The 17,048-nt window shown below is 74.0% G+C and carries 13 protein-coding genes and 1 pseudogene; 10 read left to right on the forward strand and 4 right to left on the reverse strand.

Translation table 11 applies throughout. The features are described 5' to 3' along the window. Positions 1–5: 5 nt before the first annotated feature. Positions 6–791 carry an alpha/beta fold hydrolase gene (locus GA0070558_RS09585; RefSeq protein ID WP_091277782.1) on the reverse strand — a complete coding sequence of 262 codons (786 nt, stop codon included), beginning with the start codon at positions 789–791 and terminating at the stop codon, positions 6–8. Between the two features lie 156 nt (positions 792–947). On the opposite strand from GA0070558_RS09585, the gene GA0070558_RS09590 reads away from it, so the two are divergent. Then, on the forward strand, positions 948–3,377 hold the full coding sequence (locus GA0070558_RS09590) for a glycogen debranching N-terminal domain-containing protein (RefSeq protein ID WP_091277783.1): 2,430 nt from the start codon (positions 948–950) through the stop codon (positions 3,375–3,377). A 16-nt stretch (positions 3,378–3,393) separates the two neighbouring features. On the opposite strand, the gene GA0070558_RS09595 is transcribed toward GA0070558_RS09590, so the two are convergent. Continuing rightward, on the reverse strand, positions 3,394–4,479 hold the full coding sequence (locus tag GA0070558_RS09595; protein ID WP_091277786.1) for an SRPBCC family protein: 1,086 nt from the start codon (positions 4,477–4,479) through the stop codon (positions 3,394–3,396). Positions 4,480–4,684: 205 nt separating this feature from the next. Between GA0070558_RS09595 and GA0070558_RS09600 the strand changes: the two genes are divergently transcribed. Then, positions 4,685–5,938 (forward strand): glycoside hydrolase family 16 protein, encoded by a 1,254-nt coding sequence (locus GA0070558_RS09600; RefSeq protein WP_091277789.1) that lies wholly within the window; start codon positions 4,685–4,687, stop codon positions 5,936–5,938. Positions 5,939–6,082: 144 nt separating this feature from the next. After that, positions 6,083–7,045: a hypothetical protein gene (locus GA0070558_RS09605; RefSeq protein ID WP_091277791.1), complete on the forward strand. Its 963-nt coding sequence runs from the start codon at positions 6,083–6,085 to the stop codon at positions 7,043–7,045. A gap of 56 nt (positions 7,046–7,101) precedes the next feature. On the opposite strand, the gene GA0070558_RS09610 is transcribed toward GA0070558_RS09605, so the two are convergent. Both GA0070558_RS09610 and GA0070558_RS09615 read right to left on the reverse strand, forming a co-directional pair. Continuing rightward, entirely contained in the window at positions 7,102–8,316 is a 1,215-nt protein-coding gene (locus GA0070558_RS09610; RefSeq protein WP_091277793.1) for a S8 family peptidase, read from the reverse strand. Positions 8,317–8,384: 68 nt separating this feature from the next. Further along, the gene (locus tag GA0070558_RS09615; protein WP_091277795.1) at positions 8,385–9,620 is read right to left on the reverse strand and encodes a S8 family peptidase; all 1,236 of its coding nucleotides are present in this window, start codon (positions 9,618–9,620) and stop codon (positions 8,385–8,387) included. Positions 9,621–10,022: 402 nt separating this feature from the next. On the opposite strand from GA0070558_RS09615, the gene GA0070558_RS09620 reads away from it, so the two are divergent. From GA0070558_RS09620 to GA0070558_RS09650, 7 genes and pseudogenes are all read left to right on the forward strand, one after another. Then, positions 10,023–10,937, forward strand: coding sequence for a ribokinase (locus GA0070558_RS09620; protein ID WP_091277796.1), 915 nt, complete (start codon positions 10,023–10,025; stop codon positions 10,935–10,937). Positions 10,938–10,942: 5 nt separating this feature from the next. Then, a pseudogene (locus GA0070558_RS09625) lies at positions 10,943–11,920 on the forward strand (ABC transporter permease); the annotation flags it as partial. A gap of 109 nt (positions 11,921–12,029) precedes the next feature. Then, positions 12,030–13,052, forward strand: a complete 1,023-nt coding sequence (locus tag GA0070558_RS09630) for a substrate-binding domain-containing protein (RefSeq protein ID WP_091277800.1) — start codon at positions 12,030–12,032, stop codon at positions 13,050–13,052. Between the two features lie 3 nt (positions 13,053–13,055). Then, positions 13,056–14,600: a sugar ABC transporter ATP-binding protein gene (locus GA0070558_RS09635; RefSeq protein WP_198956573.1), complete on the forward strand. Its 1,545-nt coding sequence runs from the start codon at positions 13,056–13,058 to the stop codon at positions 14,598–14,600. Beyond that, positions 14,597–15,052 (forward strand): D-ribose pyranase, encoded by a 456-nt coding sequence (rbsD, locus tag GA0070558_RS09640; protein ID WP_043963491.1) that lies wholly within the window; start codon positions 14,597–14,599, stop codon positions 15,050–15,052. Before GA0070558_RS09635 ends, rbsD begins: the two co-directional genes overlap by 4 nt. Positions 15,053–15,096: 44 nt before the next feature. Next, on the forward strand, positions 15,097–15,804 hold the full coding sequence (gene deoC / locus GA0070558_RS09645; RefSeq protein ID WP_091277852.1) for a deoxyribose-phosphate aldolase: 708 nt from the start codon (positions 15,097–15,099) through the stop codon (positions 15,802–15,804). Positions 15,805–15,880: 76 nt separating this feature from the next. Next, the gene (locus GA0070558_RS09650) at positions 15,881–16,648 is read left to right on the forward strand and encodes a GntR family transcriptional regulator (RefSeq protein ID WP_043963493.1); all 768 of its coding nucleotides are present in this window, start codon (positions 15,881–15,883) and stop codon (positions 16,646–16,648) included. Positions 16,649–17,048 lie beyond the last annotated feature (400 nt).

A 17,048-nucleotide genomic window follows, 5' to 3' on the forward strand; every position in this document is an offset into this window, starting at 1 on the left:
GGTGCTCAGCCGGTGAGCTCGAGGTGCCGGTCGATCATCGCGTTGACCTGGTCCGGCACCTCGAGCTGCACGAAGTGGCCCGAGCCGGCGGCCTGACCGATGTTCGCCTGCGGGGCCAGCCGGGCGAGCCGGGCGTAGTCGGCGAACGGCGCGTTGCTGCCGACCAGGAGCAGCGGGCGGTCCCACCGGGTCAGGGCCGCCTCGTCGCCGCCGGAGCCGACGTACGCGGCCAGGGCGGCGATCGGCGCGTACGCGACCTCGGTGGAGGGGCGCGCCATGGCCGAGACCACCCACTCCACCAGCCGGGGATCGGACTGCGGCAGGAAGTACGACCGGACGATCGCCTCCCGGGCCGCGCCGGAGGTGTCGTCGCGCAGCGACCGGGCGACCTCCTCGATCGCGGCGGCGGCGCCCGGCGGCCCGGCCACCGCGGAGTCGAGCATGACCAGGCCGGCGAAGCGCTCCCGGTCGCCGGCGGCGGCGGCGAGCGACCAGACCCCGCCCAGGCTGTGCCCGATCACGACGACCCGCCGCAGGTCGAGCTCGGCGGCCAGGGCCCGGAGCCGGGCGGCGAGCTGCTCCACGCCGTAGCCCTCGGGTGGTGGCGGGCTCTCCCCGTGCCCCGGCATGTCGACCGCGATCACGCGGGCGGGTCGGCCGGCCAGGTGTCGGGCGATCGGCTCCATGAACCGGTGGTCGCAGCACCAGCCGTGCACCAGCAGGAACGTGTCGCGCCGGCCGCGCCCGTACGTCCAGTAGCGCATCCCGGCGGCGGTGTGTCGGTCTGTCATCGGCCCTCCCGGGCGGTGGGTGGGTGGAGGGTTCTCGTTCCACTGAAGCGCGGCCGTCGCGGGCCGCCATAGCGTACTGTGGCCTTCGTGCAATTACATCCGTTTCGTCGGCTATAGCGAAAGGGGTGTGCGGGTGCGTGGCGACAGGAGCACCCCGTGAGCGCGGAGATCGACCGGTTTTTCGCCGGCCTCCCGGAGGCCTCCCGGGGTCGACTGCCCACCACGCCCGCCGGGCTCGTCGCCTTCCGCTTCGTCACCGACGACGGGCCGGCCAGCACCTGGTTCGTCACCCTCGACGGCGGGCGGGCGCGGGTGGACCGCCGCGGCCACGACCCGGACTGCCTGGTGGAGATGCGGCCCGAGACGTTCGAACGGCTGGTCGCCGGCGCCGACCACAGCGTGGCGATGCTCTTTCGCGGCGTGGTGTCCGTCGAGGGCGACCTGCCGTTGTTCCTGGTGTTCCGCCGGCTGCTGCCGATCCACGCCGACAGCGGCGCCACCGAGCCGATCGCCGACGTCCGGCCCGGCGTCGAGCACGACGGCGTCGGGTCGCACGACACGACCAGCATCTTCTACGGCAACATGTTCATGATCAGCTCTCGCAACGGCGACGTCGCGGCCGAACCGGTCACCCCGCTCGGCCTCTTCTTCTTCGACACCCGCTTCCTGTCGACCTGGCGGCTGAGCCTCGACGGCGAACAACTCACCGAGCTGTCGATCGACGACGTGCGCTCCTTCGAGTCGAAGTTCGCCCTGGTGCCCGGCCAGCCCACGCACTACGTCAACGCCACCACGTCGATCCTGCGGCACCGCTCGTTGGGGGAGACCTTCGAGGAGGAGGTCACCCTGTTCAACTACGGGGCGGAGCCGGTGCGGTACACCGTCCGCCTGGACGTCGGGGCGGACTTCGCGGAGGTGCAGGACATCCGCGACGGCCTGCGGCGGGAGCGCGAGGTGACCACCACGGTCGACGACAGCTCGCTGCGGCTGCACTACCGCAGACACACCCTGCACCGCGAGACGGTCGTCTGCGCCAGCGCGCCCGCCCACGTCGACGAGCGCGGATTCACCTTCACCGTCTCCGTCGACCCGCACGACACCTGGACGGTCCGGCTGCGCGTGCTGACCCTCGTGCGGGACCTGCGCCGGCGCGACCTGCGGGAACGGCTGCGCAGCTCCACCCACCGGTCCCGCGCCGAGGCCGGCCGGGAGATCGACGACATCGTCGCCGGGGTGCCCGAGCTGCGCGCCGACCACGGGCCGTTGGCCGAGGCGTACCGGCGCAGCGTGCTCGACCTCGCCGCCCTGTACTACCAGGGCCTCAACTACCGCGACCGGCTGCCCGCCACCGGGCTGCCCTGGTCGATGACCCTGCTCGGCCGGGAGAGCCTGGTCAGCAGCCTCCAGGTGCTGCCGTTCCTCCCGCACCGGGCCGTCAGCACGCTGCGGATCTTGGCGCTGAGCCAGGGTGCCCGGATCGACCCGTTCCGCGGCGAGCAGCCGGGCCGGATCGTCCAGGAGAGCCGGTACGGCGAGTCGGCCGCCTTCGCCGACACCCCCGACGCGGCCGACTTCTCCGCCGCCGACACCACCCCGCTGTTCGTCATCCTGCTCGACGAGTACGAACGCTGGACCGGCGACGCCGAGCTGGTCCGCCGCTACGAGTTCGAGGTCCGCGCCGCCATCGCCTGGCTCGACGACTACGCCGACGTGGCCGGCGACGGCTACGTCTGGTCCACCCGCCGGCAGCGTCGGGCCGGGCCGGTCAACGAGAGCTGGCGCAACTCGGTGCAGGCCGTCTGCTTCCGCGACGGCCGGCTCGCCACCTTTCCGCAGGCGATCTGCGAGATCCAGGGGTACGCCTACGACGCCCGGCTGAGGGCGGCCCGGATGGCCCGGCTGTTCTGGAACGACCCGGCCTACGCCGACCGGCTCGAACGGGACGCCGCCGCGTTGCGGGAGCGGTTCGACCGGGACTTCTGGCTGCCCGAGCGGGGCTGCTACGCGCTGGCGTTGCAGGCCGACGGCCAGCGGGTCGACGCGCTGGCGTCCAACGTCGGGCACCTGCTGTGGAGCGGGATCGTCGCGCCCGAACGCGCCGAGCGCCTGGTGGGCCACCTGCTCGGGCCGGCGCTGTTCTCCGGCTGGGGGGTGCGGACCCTGGCCAGCACCGAGGAGCAGTTCAACCCGCTGGGTCACCACACCGGCGCGATCTGGCCGGCGGACAACTCCCTCATCGTCTGGGGGCTGCGCCGCTACGGCTTCCGGCAGGAGGCCGCCCGGATCGCGCTGGCACTGCTGGAGGCGGGACAGCACTTCCAGGGCGCACTGCCCCCGTACTTCGCCGGCTACGACCGGGCCGTCACCCGCGTCCCCGTGCCGCACCACTTCACCGACAGCCCGTACGCCCCCTCCGCCGGGGCGCCGCTGCTGCTGCTGCGCGCCCTGCTGGGCCTCGAACCGCACGACGACCACCTGGCGATCGACGCCGGGGTGCCGGAGGAGATGGGCCAGATCGAGCTGCTCGACATCCGGGGCCGCTGGGGGTACGCCGACGCGCTGGGCCGGGGCCGGCCCTTCCGCTGACCCGACCCGGCGGCCCTCACAGGCCGGCGCACGGGGTGTCGGCCACCGCGCACGCCTCGGGCGCCTTGACGAACGGGTCGGCGTCGCGGACGTCGAACCGGACGGTCTGCGATCCGCCGGCCGGCACGGCCGGCCCGGTGATCGTGACGGACCGGCCGTCCTGCTGCCATTCGCCGCCCTCGACGTCGCCGATCGTGCTGCCCGAGGGCAGGCTGAGCACCACCGTCCAGTCGCGGGCCGCCGCGCCGGCCGCGTTGTCGACCACCACCTCGCCGGTGTAGCCGAAGATCCGGGTCGCCACGGTCTCGTACCGGGCGGCGAGGGGCGCCTGCGGCGCCGGTGACGGGGTGGCCGTCCGCGACGGCGTGGGCGAGGCGGAGCGGCTCGGGCGGGCGCTGCTCCGGCTGGCGCCGGGGGTGGGCCGCGCGGTCGGCGTGGCCCGGGGCGGACCGCTGGTGGCGGCGGTGGTCGCGACGGGCGGGACGGTCGCCGGCTCCGGGGCGGCGGCGCGGTCCGGGTCCGACGGCAGCAGCACCCACGTCGCCAGCCCGGTGACCAGCACGCCGCCGCCGAGCGCAGCGACCAGCGCGGTGCGGCGGCGACGTCGCGGCGGGGCCGCGTCGCCGGGCGTCTCGACGATCGGCATCTCGGCCGTCGGCGGGCCCTGGTCGCGGAGCAGGTCGACCTGCTGGAAGGCCAGCCAGTCGAGGATGGCGGGCAGTCGGCCGGTGAGCGCCTGCTGGTAGAACTGCTCGCGGCGCACGCGTTGCTCGACGGGCCAGGAACCGTGTTCGAGGGTTTCGTGGACCGTCAGCCGGCAACCCTCGGCGGTGGGGGTGACGGCGCAGCTCAGCAGCGTGCGCCGGCCGGCCTCCTGGCAGCGCAGGGCGATCGCGTCCGGCTCCCGCCGCTCGGTCACCTCCGCGTCGACGGCGGCGTCGAAGCCGGGCAGCCCCGCCGTGTAGAGCAGCAGCCGGCCTGGCCGGCCGGCGGCGGGCTCGACCTCGGTGTACCAGCGGGCCAGCAGCGTCGGATCCGTCAACGCGCGCCAGACCCGGCCGGTGGGATGGGGCAGGTCGATCCGGGCGCCGATCTCGATCACGGCGAGACTCTACGGGTCCCGGCGGTCGCCGGTCCGCCGGGGCGACGCCCCGGGGTTCCCCGGTGACCCTACGGCACTGGCAACAGTCTTGACGGAGAGGATCCGCATCGACAGACTTCGCTAGAGAGAGCGCTCTCTGCGCGCCGCCGCCGGTCGGCCCGCCGCACCCCGCGTCGCCGTCCGGACCGTCCACCGAGGAGACAATGTGACCAGACGCCGATCCGTCCCCCGGGCGCTCGCCCTCGCCGCCGCGCTCGTCGCCTCCAGCGTGGCCCTCGTCCTGCCCGGCCACGCCGAGCCCGCCGCGGCGGCCATCGGCTCGATCACCTGGCAGGACGAGTTCAACGCGCCGGCCGGCACGCCCGTCGACCAGAACCGGTGGCGGTTCGACATCGGCGGCAGCGGCTGGGGCAACGACGAACGGCAGTACTACACCAACAGCACGAGCAACGCCGTGCACGACGGCCAGGGCAACCTGGTCATCACCGCGCGCAAGGAGAACCCCGCCAACTACCAGTGCCACTACGGCCGGTGCGAGTACACCTCCGCCCGACTGCTGACCGCCGCGACGTTCACCCAGGCGTACGGCCGGTTCGAGGCCCGGATCAAGATCCCCCGGGGCCAGGGCATCTGGCCGGCGTTCTGGATGCTCGGCAACGACATGGGCAGCGTCGGCTGGCCGAACGCGGGCGAGATCGACATCATGGAGAACATCGGCCGCGAGCCGAACACCGTGCACGGCACCATCCACGGCCCGGGCTACTCCGGTGGCGGCGGCATCACCAACAGCCGTACCATCGGCGCCCCGCTGGCCGACGCCTTCCACACCTACCGGGTCGACTGGGAGCCCAACTCGATCGTGTGGTACCTCGACGGCGTCGAGTACCACCGCGTCGACCCGAGCCGGCTCGGCGGCAACCGCTGGGTGTTCGACCACCCGTTCTTCATGATCCTCAACGTGGCCGTCGGCGGCACCTGGCCGGGCTACCCCGACGCCACCACGCAGTTCCCGCAGCAGATGCTCGTCGACTACGTCCGGGTGTCCGGCTACACCTCCGGCGGCAACCCGCCGGCCGGCACCACCCGGCTGCGCGGCGCGCAGAGCGGGCGGTGCGTCGACATCCCCAACGCCGACCCGGTCGACGGGGCCAAGCTGCAGATCTGGGACTGCAACACCACCGCCGCCCAGGCCTGGACGTTCGCCTCCGACGGCACCGTGCGGGCGATGGGCAAGTGCATGGACCCGGCCTGGGCCGGCACCGCCAACGGCACCGAGGTCAACCTCGTGACCTGCAACGGCAACCCGGTCCAGCGGTTCACCCTCAACGGCAACGGCGACCTGGTGAACCTCAGCGCCAACCGCTGCGTCGACGTCCGCGACCAGAACCCGGCCAACGGCGGCAAGCTCCAGCTCTGGGACTGCACGGGCGCGGCCAACCAGAAGTGGTCGCGCTACTGACCCGACCCGCGTCCCGCCGCCGCCGGCCTGCCGGCGGCGGCGGGGCCGTCCGGTGAAGATCGGAACGCCGCGCCCCGGCGTCGATCGATCCCGGCCCCGGATCCGTACTCCCCGGTGCCGTTCACCGGACAGAGAGGTCAGCGCATGTCCGCACCCGAGGCGCGTCCCGCACCGTCCGACGTCGACGGTCGCCGTCCGCGCGTCGTCACCGGCGTCGTCGTGGAGCCCGATCCCCACGTCGGCGTCGGCGCCGCGCACCCGGCCGACGCGTACGCCGGGTCGGGCTTCTTCGCCGGCCCGGTGATCGACGTCGAACCGGCGCGCGGCGCGACGCCCCGCCGGCGGCGCGTCGTCGGCATCGTCGGAGTCGGGGTGATCCTGGCCCTGCTCGCCGCCGCCGCGCTGGCCCTCGCCTCGGGGCCGCCCGGCCTGCGCGCGGCCGGGACCGCGCCGGCGCCGGCGGTCGACGGCGGTGGCCCCGCGGCCGGCGGTGGCCTCCCGCACACGGTCACCGCGCCCCTGGGTGGCCGCGCGCGGGCGGCGTTCGAGCTGGTCACCGGCACCACCGCCGTCGACCTGCGCCTCGTCGACCTCGGCGCGGACCTCTACCGGATCAGCACCCCGGCGGACGGCGACAGCGCCCCGCGGCCGGTGCGCACCGCCGAGGGCGTCGCGCTGCACCTGACGCCCACCGGCCGCGCCGGACCCGGGGCGGTGCAGATCCGGCTCAGCTCGCGGGTCGCCTGGCGGCTGGTGATGGGCGGCGGCGCGAGCACCCAGCTGCTCGACCTGCGCGCCGGCCGGCTGATCGGCGTGGACCTGGCCGGGGGCACCGACCGCACGGAGCTGCGGCTGCCCGCCGGGGACGGCAGCCTCGCCGTGCGGCTGAGCGCCGGGGTCAACCAGCTCACGGTGTCCGTGCCGGACCTGCGGCCGGTGCGGGTGCGGGCCGTCCGCGGCGCCGGCTCGGTCACCGTGCACGCCGACCGCCGCGTCGGCGTGGCCGGCGGCACGGTCATCACCACCCCGGGTTGGGAGGCCGCCACCGACCGCCTCGACCTGGACCTGGTCGGCGGGGCCGACGCGGTCACCGTGCTGCGGCGCTGACCGGGCCACCCGCCGCGGCCCGCCCGGCGGGCCGCGGCGGGGCGGTCACCGGAGTGTCAGGGGCCGCAGTAGAGCATCCGGTTCGGCGAGCCGACGCCCGGGCTGCCGACGACACCGACGGTGGCGGTGGCGGCGAGGTGCGCCGCCACCTGCGCCGGGGTCCAGGTGGGATGGTCGGACAACACGAGGGCGGCGCAGCCGGCGACGTGCGCGGCGGCCATCGGGCTGCCGCTGACCGTGTTGGTGGCGGTGTCGCTGGTGTGCCAGGTCGAGGTGATGCTGCCGCCGGGGGCGAAGATGTCCACGCAGGTGCCGTAGTTGGCCGAGCCCATCTTCGCGTCGGTGGCCAGGGTGCCGGAGACCGTGAGCGCCGTGGGCACCCGCGCGGGCGAGAAGTTGCAGGCGTCGCTGGACGAGCTGCCCGAGGGCACCGCGTACGTGACGCCGGAGTTGATGGAGGCCGTCAGCGCGGCGTCGACGGTGCTGCTGGCGCTGCCGCCGAGGCCCATGGTGGCCACGGCGGGCTTCACCGCGTACCGGGTGACCCAGTCGATGCCGGCGATGACCTGGGCCCAGGTGCCGCTGCCGGTGCAGTTGAGCACCCGCACCGGCACCAGCCGGGCGTCCTTGGCCACGCCGTGCAACTGGCCGCCGACGGTGCCGGCGAGGTGGGTGCCGTGGCCGTTGCAGTCGTCGGCCGGCAGGGCCCCGTCGACCGCGTCGTACCCTCCGGTGACCGAGCCGCCGAAGTCGACGTGGCTGGCGCGGATGCCGGTGTCCAGGACGTAGGCGTGCACGTTCGGCGCGGTGTTCGGGTAGGCGTACCGGCCGTCGAGCGGGAGATTGCGCTGGTCGATGCGGTCCAGCCCCCACGACGGCGGGTTGAGCTGGACGCCCGCCGCCAGCGCCGTCACGTGGTTCTGCTCGACGTACGCCACGGCCGGGTCGGCGGCGAGGCGTCGGGCGGCCCGCTCGGGCAGGCGGATCTCGAAGCCGCGTACGGCGGCGTGGTAGACGTGGCCGCGTACGCCGCCGAACCTGCCGGCGAGGCGGTCGGCGGTGGCGGCGACCGCGGCGGCCGACCCGGCGGTGGCCCGGTCGTCCAGCAGCACGAGGTAGCTGTCGGGCACGGCGGTCGCGCCGCCGGCGTGCCGGATGGGTCCGGTGGCCGCGGCGGCCGGCGACGCGGCGGCCGGGCCCGCGCCGAGCGCGAGGGCGACGCCGAGGGTGGCCGCCAGCGACCGCCGGCGTCGGGTGCCAGGAACGATCATGTCCGGTCCTTTCCTCCGACGCGCCGGCCCCGGGGTGGTCACCCCGGGGCCGGCGGCTGGTCGTCCGGTCAGCTGGTGGGGGCGAGGTAGAGCAGGCGGTTCGGCGAGCCGCTGCCGGGGCTGCCCACCGTGCCGGTGCTGGCGGTGGAGGTCAGGTACGACGCCACCTGCGCCGGGGTCCACGACGGGTTGTTCTGCAGCACGCGGGCGGCGCCGCCGGCCACGTGCGGCGAGGCCATCGAGGTTCCGCTGATGGTGTTGGTGGCCGTGTCGCTGGTGTACCAGGCGGACAGCACGGCCGAGCCCGGCGCGAAGATGTCCAGGCAGGACCCGTAGTTCGAGTACGACGCGCGGGCGCCGTCGCTCTGGGTCGCGCCGACGGTGAGGGCCGTGGGCACGGCGGCCGGGGAGGTGTTGCAGGCGTTGGCGTTGGAGTTGCCGGCGGCCACCGCGTAGGTGACGCCGTCGGCGATCGAGTTGGCCACGGCGGTGTTCAGGGAGGTGTTGAGGCCGCCGCCGAGGCTCATGTTCGCCACCGCCGGCTGGCCGGCCTGGTGGTTGGAGGTCACCCAGTTGATGCCGGCGATGACGCCCGCGGTGGTGCCGCTGCCGGCGCAGTTGAGCACCCGCACGGCCACCAGCCGGACGCTCTTGGCCACGCCGTAGGTCGACCCGCCGACGGTGCCGGCGACGTGCGTGCCGTGGCCGTTGCAGTCGGCGGCCGGCAGGGCGTTGTCGACCGCGTCGTAGCCGTCGACGGCCCGCCCGCCGAACTGGCTGTGGGTGGTCCGGATGCCGGTGTCGATGATGTACGCGGTGACGCCCGAGCCGGTGCTGACGTAGCTGTAGGTGCCCGACAGCGGGAGGGCGGCCTGGTCGATCCGGTCCAGGCCCCACGGCGGGTTGGTCTGGGTCGTGGTGGCCGTCACGGTCTGGTTCTGCTCGACGTACGCCACGGCCGGGTCGGCGGCCAGCCGCTTGGCGGCCCGCTCCGACAGCCGGACCTCGAAGCCGTTGAGCGCCTCGCCGTACACGTGGCCGACGGTGGCGCCGTACCGGCCGGCGAGGGTGCCGGCCGAGTTCGCGACGGCGGCGGCCCGGGTACCGGCCCGGCCACCGACGGCGCTGTCCTTCAGCACCACGATGTAGCTGTCCTTGACCGCCGTGGCGCTGCCGGCGGACAGGATCTCGCCGGTGGCGGGTGCCGCGCTGGCCGGCGCACCGATCGTGGCGGCGGCCAGCGCGGCGGTGGTGAGGACGCCGAAGGCGGCCAACCGGCGGGGGCTCGTGCGGGGGAGTGTCATCTCCCGGTCCTCCCTTGTTCTGGCCGGCCCAGGGCTTCCTGAACCCGTAGGGCCGGTCCGAGCGGTTGTGGGGAGCCTAAGGTCAATCCGCGAACATCGATATATACCGAACGGTTCATAGCGTGGCCCTATGGCCGGCGGGTCGGATCCCGGGCTCGCCCGCGCGGTCGGCCGCGGCGTGGCGGCCCGGCGACGCCGCCGGGAACAAAAGCCCCATGTGGTACGAAGGCCACGGGGATCATCTTCGCAAAGGAGGCCTAAGCCTCCTTTCGGCGCTGGTCGGCGCGTTTCCAGGTTGCGGGAATGTTGCGGCGAAATGTCGGCGCAGCCCTTGACACCGCCCTTCGGCGATCCTTACGGTCCCCTGAGTTGTACATGGTTGTCCATGAACATGGGGTCGGGATGAAGATAGCAGTGATCGGCAGCTACGGCGCCGGGCTGACCATGCGGGTGCCCCGGGTGCCGGTGGCCGGGGAGACCCTCTCCGGCGGCAGCTTCGCCTCGGGCCACGGCGGCAAGGGCTCGAACCAGGCCGTCGCCGCCGCCCGGCTCGGCGCGCGGGTCAGCCTGCTGACCGCCGTCGGCGCCGACCAGTTCGGCGCCGCCGCCCGGGAGCTCTGGGCGCGGGAGGGGGTGGACGCGGCGGGCGTGCGCACCACCACCGCGTCCGCGACCATGGTCGGCGTCATCCTCGTCGACGCCGACGGCGAGAACCGCATCGCCATCGCCCCCGGCGCGCTCGACGAGCTGACCCCCGCCGACGTGGCGGGCTTCGCCGACCGCATCGCCGAGGCGGACCTGGTCGTGGTCTCCCTGGAGATCCCGCTGCCGGTGGCCCTCGCCGCGCTGCGCACCGCCCACGAGCGCGGCGTGCGCACGCTGCTCAACCCCGCCCCCGCCGTCGCGCTGCCCGACGAGGCGTGGGCCTGGATCGACGTGGTCACGCCCAACGCCAGCGAGGCCCGGGTGCTCACCGGTCGCGCCCCCGCGGATCCGGCCACCGGCGACGAACTGGTGGACCTGCTGCGCACCCGGTACGCCGGGACGATCGTGCTCACCCTCGGCGCCGACGGCGCCCTCGTCGACCACGACGGGCGGCGCACCCGTGTCGACCCGGTCGCCGTCGCCCGCGTCGTCGACACCACCGGCGCGGGCGACGCCTTCACCGGCGCGCTCGCCGTGGCCCTGGCCCGTGGCGACGCCCTCACCGACGCGGTGCGCTTCGCCGCCGCGGCCGGCGCGCACGCCGTCGGCGTCGCCGAGGTGATTCCCGCCCTGCCCTACCCGGACGACGTCGCGGCCCTGCTGAGGAGATGAGACCGATGGCCCAGACCACCACCCCCGTGGCGCCCCCGGTGGCGAAGCCCGCCGCCGCCCCGCCCGCCCGTTCCCCGCTGCGCCGCTTCCTGCACGCCCGGGAGGCCAGCACCTTCCTCGCCCTCGTCGTGCTGTTCGCCCTGGGCACCCTGATCGCCCCGGGCTTCGTGGGGACGGGCAACTTCCTCACCGTCGGCCAGCAGATCGCCCAGATCGGCATCATGGCCGTCGGCGTCACGTTCGTGATCATCAACGCCGAGATCGACCTCTCGGTGGGCTCGATCTACGGCCTCGGCGCCGTCGTCTGCGGGCTGCTCATGACCTCCGACGTCGCCTGGCCGCTGGCCGCCCTCGGCGGGATCGCCGCCGGCGCGGCCGCGGGCCTGCTCAACGGGCTGATGACGGTCGGCTTCGGCATCCCGTCGTTCATCGTCACGCTCGGCACGCTGAGCGTCTACCGGGGCGTGACGCTGCTGCTCAGCGGGGGCGCGCCGATCTCGCTGTCGGCCAAGGACCCCGCCGTGGCCGAGTTCAACCTGCTCGGCCAGGGCAAGCTGTTCGGCGTCGTGCCGATGCAGCTCGTGCTGTTCGCGCTCGTCGCCGTCGTCGGCACGATCGTGCTGTCCCGCTCCCGCTACGGCTTCAACACCTACGCCGTGGGCGGCAGCGCCGAGGCCGCCCGGCTGTGCGGCATCGACACCGGCCGGGTGAAGGTCGCCGCTTTCACCCTGTCCGGGACGCTCGCCGGCCTGGCCGGCGTGCTCGGCCTGTCGTTCCTGTCCTACGTGCAGGGCGTCACCGGCACCGGCATGGAGCTGACCGCGATCTCCGCCGTGATCATCGGCGGGGCGGCCCTGTTCGGCGGGTCCGGCACCATGCTCGGCACCGTCATCGGCGTCGCGTTCATCGGCGTCCTGCAGAACATCCTCAACCTGCGCGGCATCTCCTCGTTCTGGCAGACCGTGGCGACCGGCGCGGTGATCATCCTCGCCGTCGCCGCCGACACCTGGCTGCGCAGACGCTCCGGGCGTCGGTGACCGTCCCCGGCCCGCGCCTTCCCTCCTTTCCCCCCACACCCAAGGAGCCACCCCGATGAAGCTGTCCCTCCGGCGCCGGGTCGCGGTCGTCGCGACCCTCGGCCTGGCGCTGCTGGCGAACTCCGCCTGCGGCGCGGTCACCCCGGCCAGCACCGCCTCCGCCGAGAACGGCGGCGGGTTCACGCTCGCCGACTACATCAAGGAAGCCGTCGAGAAGGGCGAACCCCTCAAGATCAAGCTCAGCTACCACGACCCGTCGCTGGCCTTCGCCGTCCCGATCCGGCAGGGCATGGAGCGCGGCGCCAAGGAATTCGGCGTCGACGCGCAGATGATCGGCCCGTCCGGCGGCAACCCCGCCGACCAGGTCGCCGAGCTGCAGACCCTGATCAACCAGAAGCAGATCCACGGCCTCGCGGTCTCCTCGGCCAGCAACGACGCCCTCAAGCCGGTCATCGCCCAGGCGTACGACGCCGGCATCCCGATCATCTCGTTCAACACCAACAACCCCGAGTCCAAGCAGATGGGCTTCGTCGGCCAGGACCTCGTCGCCTCCGGCCGGTCCCTGGCCAAGGAGCTGCTGGGCGTGCTCAAGGGCAGGACCGGCAAGGTCGTCGTCGCCTCGGTCGACTCCGGCGCCGGCTGGTCCAACGACCGGTTCTCCGGCTTCCAGGAGGGGGTCAAGGACTCCGGCCTGCAGATCGTCGGCCCGGTGAACACCGGCAACGAGCCCAGCGCCGCGTACAACACCATCGAGTCGACGATGGCCGCGCAGAAGGACGCGATCGCCCTGGTCTCGCTCGACTGCTGCAGCTTCACGGCCGGCGCCAAGTGGCTCCAGCAGTCCGGCAACGTCGGCAAGATCCACTCGGTGGGCTTCGACGTGCAGCCGCAGACCGTCGAGTACCTCAAGGCCGGCGTGGTCGACCTGACCATCAGCCAGGCTCCGGCCGAGCAGGGCTACCAGGCGGTCAAGCTGCTGGCCGAGTTCCTCAAGAACGGCACCCCGATCGCCGGCGTCGACACGGGCGTCCTCGTCGTCACCCCCGCCACCGTCGACGACGTGCCGGTGGAGGGCTGACCGATGACCAGCCCGGCCACGATCGCCGCACCGCCGACGGCCGCCGTCGAGGTGACCGGCCTGTCGAGGCACTTCGGCGTCGTCCGCGCCCTGCAGGACGTCACCCTGAGCGTCCCCGCCGGCAGCCTCACCGCCGTGATGGGGGAGAACGGCGCCGGCAAGTCGACACTCATGAAGATCCTGGCCGGGCTGGACACGCCCACCACCGGTACGGTCCGGGTGGCCGGCGAGGAGGTACGCCGCTTCGACCCGGCCACCCTGCTCAGCCGCCACCGCGTCGCGCTGGTCCCGCAGGAGCTCGCCCTGGCCCAGGACCGCACGGTCGCCGAGAACATCATGCTCGGCGCCGAGCCGGGATCTCGGCCCTTCCCGCACCGGCGGCGGATGGACGAGCGCGCGGCCGAGCTGCTGGACCGGCTCGGCCTGCGGGTCGACCCCCGGCGCACCGTCCGCCACCTCGACGCCGCCGCGCAGCAACTGGTGGTGGTCGCCCGGTCCCTGGCCCGCGAGGCGCGGGTCGTCATCCTCGACGAGCCGACGTCGATCCTGTCCCCGGCCGAGTCGGACCGGCTGTTCGAGGTGATCCGCTCCCTGCAGGCCGACGGCGTCACCCTGCTCTACGTCTCGCACCGGATGCCCGAGGTCTTCGCGCTGTCCCAGCACATCCACGTGCTGCGCGACGGCCGGCACGTCGCCGACTGGCCCACCGCCCGGGTCAGCCCCGACGAGGTGGTCTCGGCGATGGTCGGCCGCGAGCTGGCCGCCGAGTTCGCCCGCCACGACACCGTCGCCCCCGCGGCGACGGCCACCCCACGGCTGCGGATGCGGGCCGTGACCGGGGCCGGTTTCACCGGCGTCGACCTCGACGTCGCGCCCGGCGAGGTGCTCGGCGTGGCCGGCCTGCCCGACAGCGGCCGCGTCGAGCTGCTGCGTGGCGTCTTCGGCGCCGACCCGGTCCACGGCGGCGAGCTGCGGCTCGACGGCGAGCCGTTCGCCGCGCGTACGCCCCGCGACGCGATCCGCGCCCGCGTCGCCTACCTGCCCGGGGAACGCCGGCAGCAGGGCATCCTGCCGACGATGAGCGTCGCCGACAACGTCAACGTCCTGACGCTCGGCCGCCGGCAGCGCCTCGGCCTGCTGCGGCGCGGGGCGCTGCGCCGCGACGCCGACACCCGGGCCCGCGAGCTGACGGTGAAGACGTCCGGCACCGCGCAGGGCATCACCCAGCTCTCCGGCGGCAACCAGCAGAAGGCCCTGCTCGCCCGCTGGCTGTCCATCGAGCCCCGGCTGATGCTGCTCGACGAACCCACCCGCGGCGTCGACGTCGGCGCCAAGGCGGAGATCTACCGGCTGTTCCGCCGCCTGACCTCCGACGGCGTGTCGATCGTCGTCTCCTCCTCGGACCTGCCCGAGCTGCTGACCGTCAGCGACCGGATCGCCGTCATGGCCGCCGGGCGGCTGGTCGGCGTGCTCCCGGCGGAGCAGGCCACCGAGGAGAAGGTCATGGCGCTGGCCACCGGCGCGCACACCATGAAGGAGAACGCATGAAACGCACGGGCCTGCTGCACGCCGAGCTGTCCGGGGTGCTCGCCACCCTCGGCCACACCGACCTCCTGCTCGTGGTCGACGCCGGGTTCCCGATCCCCCGCACGGCGCACCGCATCGACCTCGCCGTCGCCGAGGACCTGCCCGGGCTCACCACCGTGCTCGACCTCGTCGCCGACGAGATCATCGTCGAGGGCGTCGTCGTGGCCGAGGACGTGACCACCCACAACCGTCCCCTCGCGGACTGGCTGGGGCAGCGCTTCCCCGGCGCGCCGCTGACCACCCGCCCGCACGCCGAGATGCTCGGCGAACTGGCCCACCAGGCCAAGGCGATCGTCCGCACGGGCGCGTTCAACCCGTGGGGCAACGTCGGGCTGGTCTGCGGCGTGGACGTGCCGCGCTGGTTCGACGAGCCCGGCGTCGTCGTCCCCGACTACTACCGGGACCGCATGTAGCCCGGCATCCGCCCGCACCACGACGCACCGACTTGGAGAAGAACGTGAGCACAGCCATCCTGCCCGACGCCGAGATCACCCCGGCGGCGCTGGCGCCCTACATCCAACACACGCTGATCGACGTCGGCGTCACCCGCGACCGGATGGTCGCGCACGCCGAGGAGACCCTCCGGTACGGCTTCGACGCCGCCATGGTGCCCGGCTCCTGGGTCGCCGAGGTGGCCGAGGTGCTGCGCGGCACCGACGCCGGCGTCGCCTCGGCCCTCGACTTTCCCACCGTCGGCGTGACCACCAGCGCCGGCAAGGCCGCCGAGGCGGAGAGCCTGGTCCGGGCCGGTGCCACGCAGATCGACATCGGCGTGCAGATCGGCTGGCTCAAGAGCGGCCGGTACGACGCGTTCCGCGACGACATCGCCGGCGTCGTCCGGGCGGCCGGCGTGCCGATCAAGGTCATGCTGGAGCTGCCGCTGCTCACCCCGGCCGAGCGGGAGGCCGCCGTCGAGCTGTCCATCGAGGCCGGCGCCGCGTTCCTGAAGAACGCCAGCAGCGGCGCGGTGGAGATCGCCAACCCCGACAGCATCGCCTGGCTGGTCGACCGCGCCCCGCAGGGGGTACGGGTCAAGGCCTCGGGCGGCATCAAGTCCTTCGCGCAGGCCGTGTCCCTGCTGCGGGCGGGGGCGGTGCTGCTGGGCACCAGCGCCGGGGTGGCTATCGTCACCGACGAAGTCAACGAGCGCACCACGAGCTACTGACCGTCCGTCGCCCCTCGACGGCGGTGGCGGCACCGGCCACCACGTCGAGGGGCGACGGCCCCCACGGGAAGGCACCATGTCCGACCAGTCCAGCCCGCACGAGGCGACCGAGCGGCTCGACCGCGACGCTCCGGCGCCCCTGCACGCCCAGGTGTCGGAGCAGATCCGGGCCCGGATCCTGGCGGGCGAGTGGCCGCCGCACTACCGGCTGCGCAGCGAGCCCGAGCTCGCCGCCGACCTGGGCATCTCCCGGGGCACCCTGCGCCGGGCCCTGTCCACGCTGATCCGCGACGGCCTGCTCGTGCAGGTCCGGGGGAGGGGCACCTTCGTCACCTCCACCGCCATCGAGCCGTCGATCGCGCAGAAGCTGACCACGCTGTCCGAGGACTTCGCCCGGCAGGGCGTCTCGTACACCACCCAGGTGGTGACCCAGCGGGTGATGGCGGCCCCGCCGCCGCTGGCCACGCTGCTCGACCTGAACCCCGGGCAGTCCGTGCTGCGGCTGGAGCGGCTGCGCTGCGCCGCCAGCGGGCCGGTGGCCTGGCTGGTCAACTACGTCCGCACCGACCTGGCCCCCGGCCTGGAACGGGCGGACCTGGCCGACCGGTCCCTGTTCGGCCTGCTGGAGAACGACTACGGGCTGAAGATCACCACCGGCCGGCGGACGTTCACCGCGACCGCCGCCACCGGGCGGATCGCCGAGGCCCTCGGCGTGCCGGAGCACTTCCCCCTGCTCTACCTGGAGCAGATCACCTACCTCGACGACGGTCGCGCGATCGAGTATTCCGACGTGTGGATCCACAGCGAACGGATGCGGGTCACCTCTCTGCTCAGCCGCCGCTGATCGCGGGAGCACATCGGGTCGGCCCGATTCTTGGCACCCCGCGCGGAGTCCGCCAGGTGGAACGTGACCGTGGTCTCATTGTCATGCCTCGATGTGTTGCGCGCGCGTTGCAATCCTGTGTGTGAGCTGTGGAAGGCTGCCGGCCGTCTTCCCGGTGGCGCGGCGTGCGAGGTCGGCGAAGGGTCGTGCCAGCAACGGGGTGCCGGGCCGCGTCGGATGCCGGGAGGTCGTCCCGCGGAATTGTCGTCCGTGGGATTCGCGCGGCGCATTGCGGTGCCGGGTGGCCGCCACGTCCCCGGGCGCCGGTGGCGGTCGCCCGAGGCCGGGGATCGGACGGTGTCACTCGGGAGTGACATGGGGATCGCGGCTGCTGAGGCGGCGGTTCGCCGGGGCGCCGGGG

The organism is Micromonospora haikouensis (assembly GCF_900091595.1).
GTDB lineage: Bacteria > Actinomycetota > Actinomycetes > Mycobacteriales > Micromonosporaceae > Micromonospora > Micromonospora haikouensis.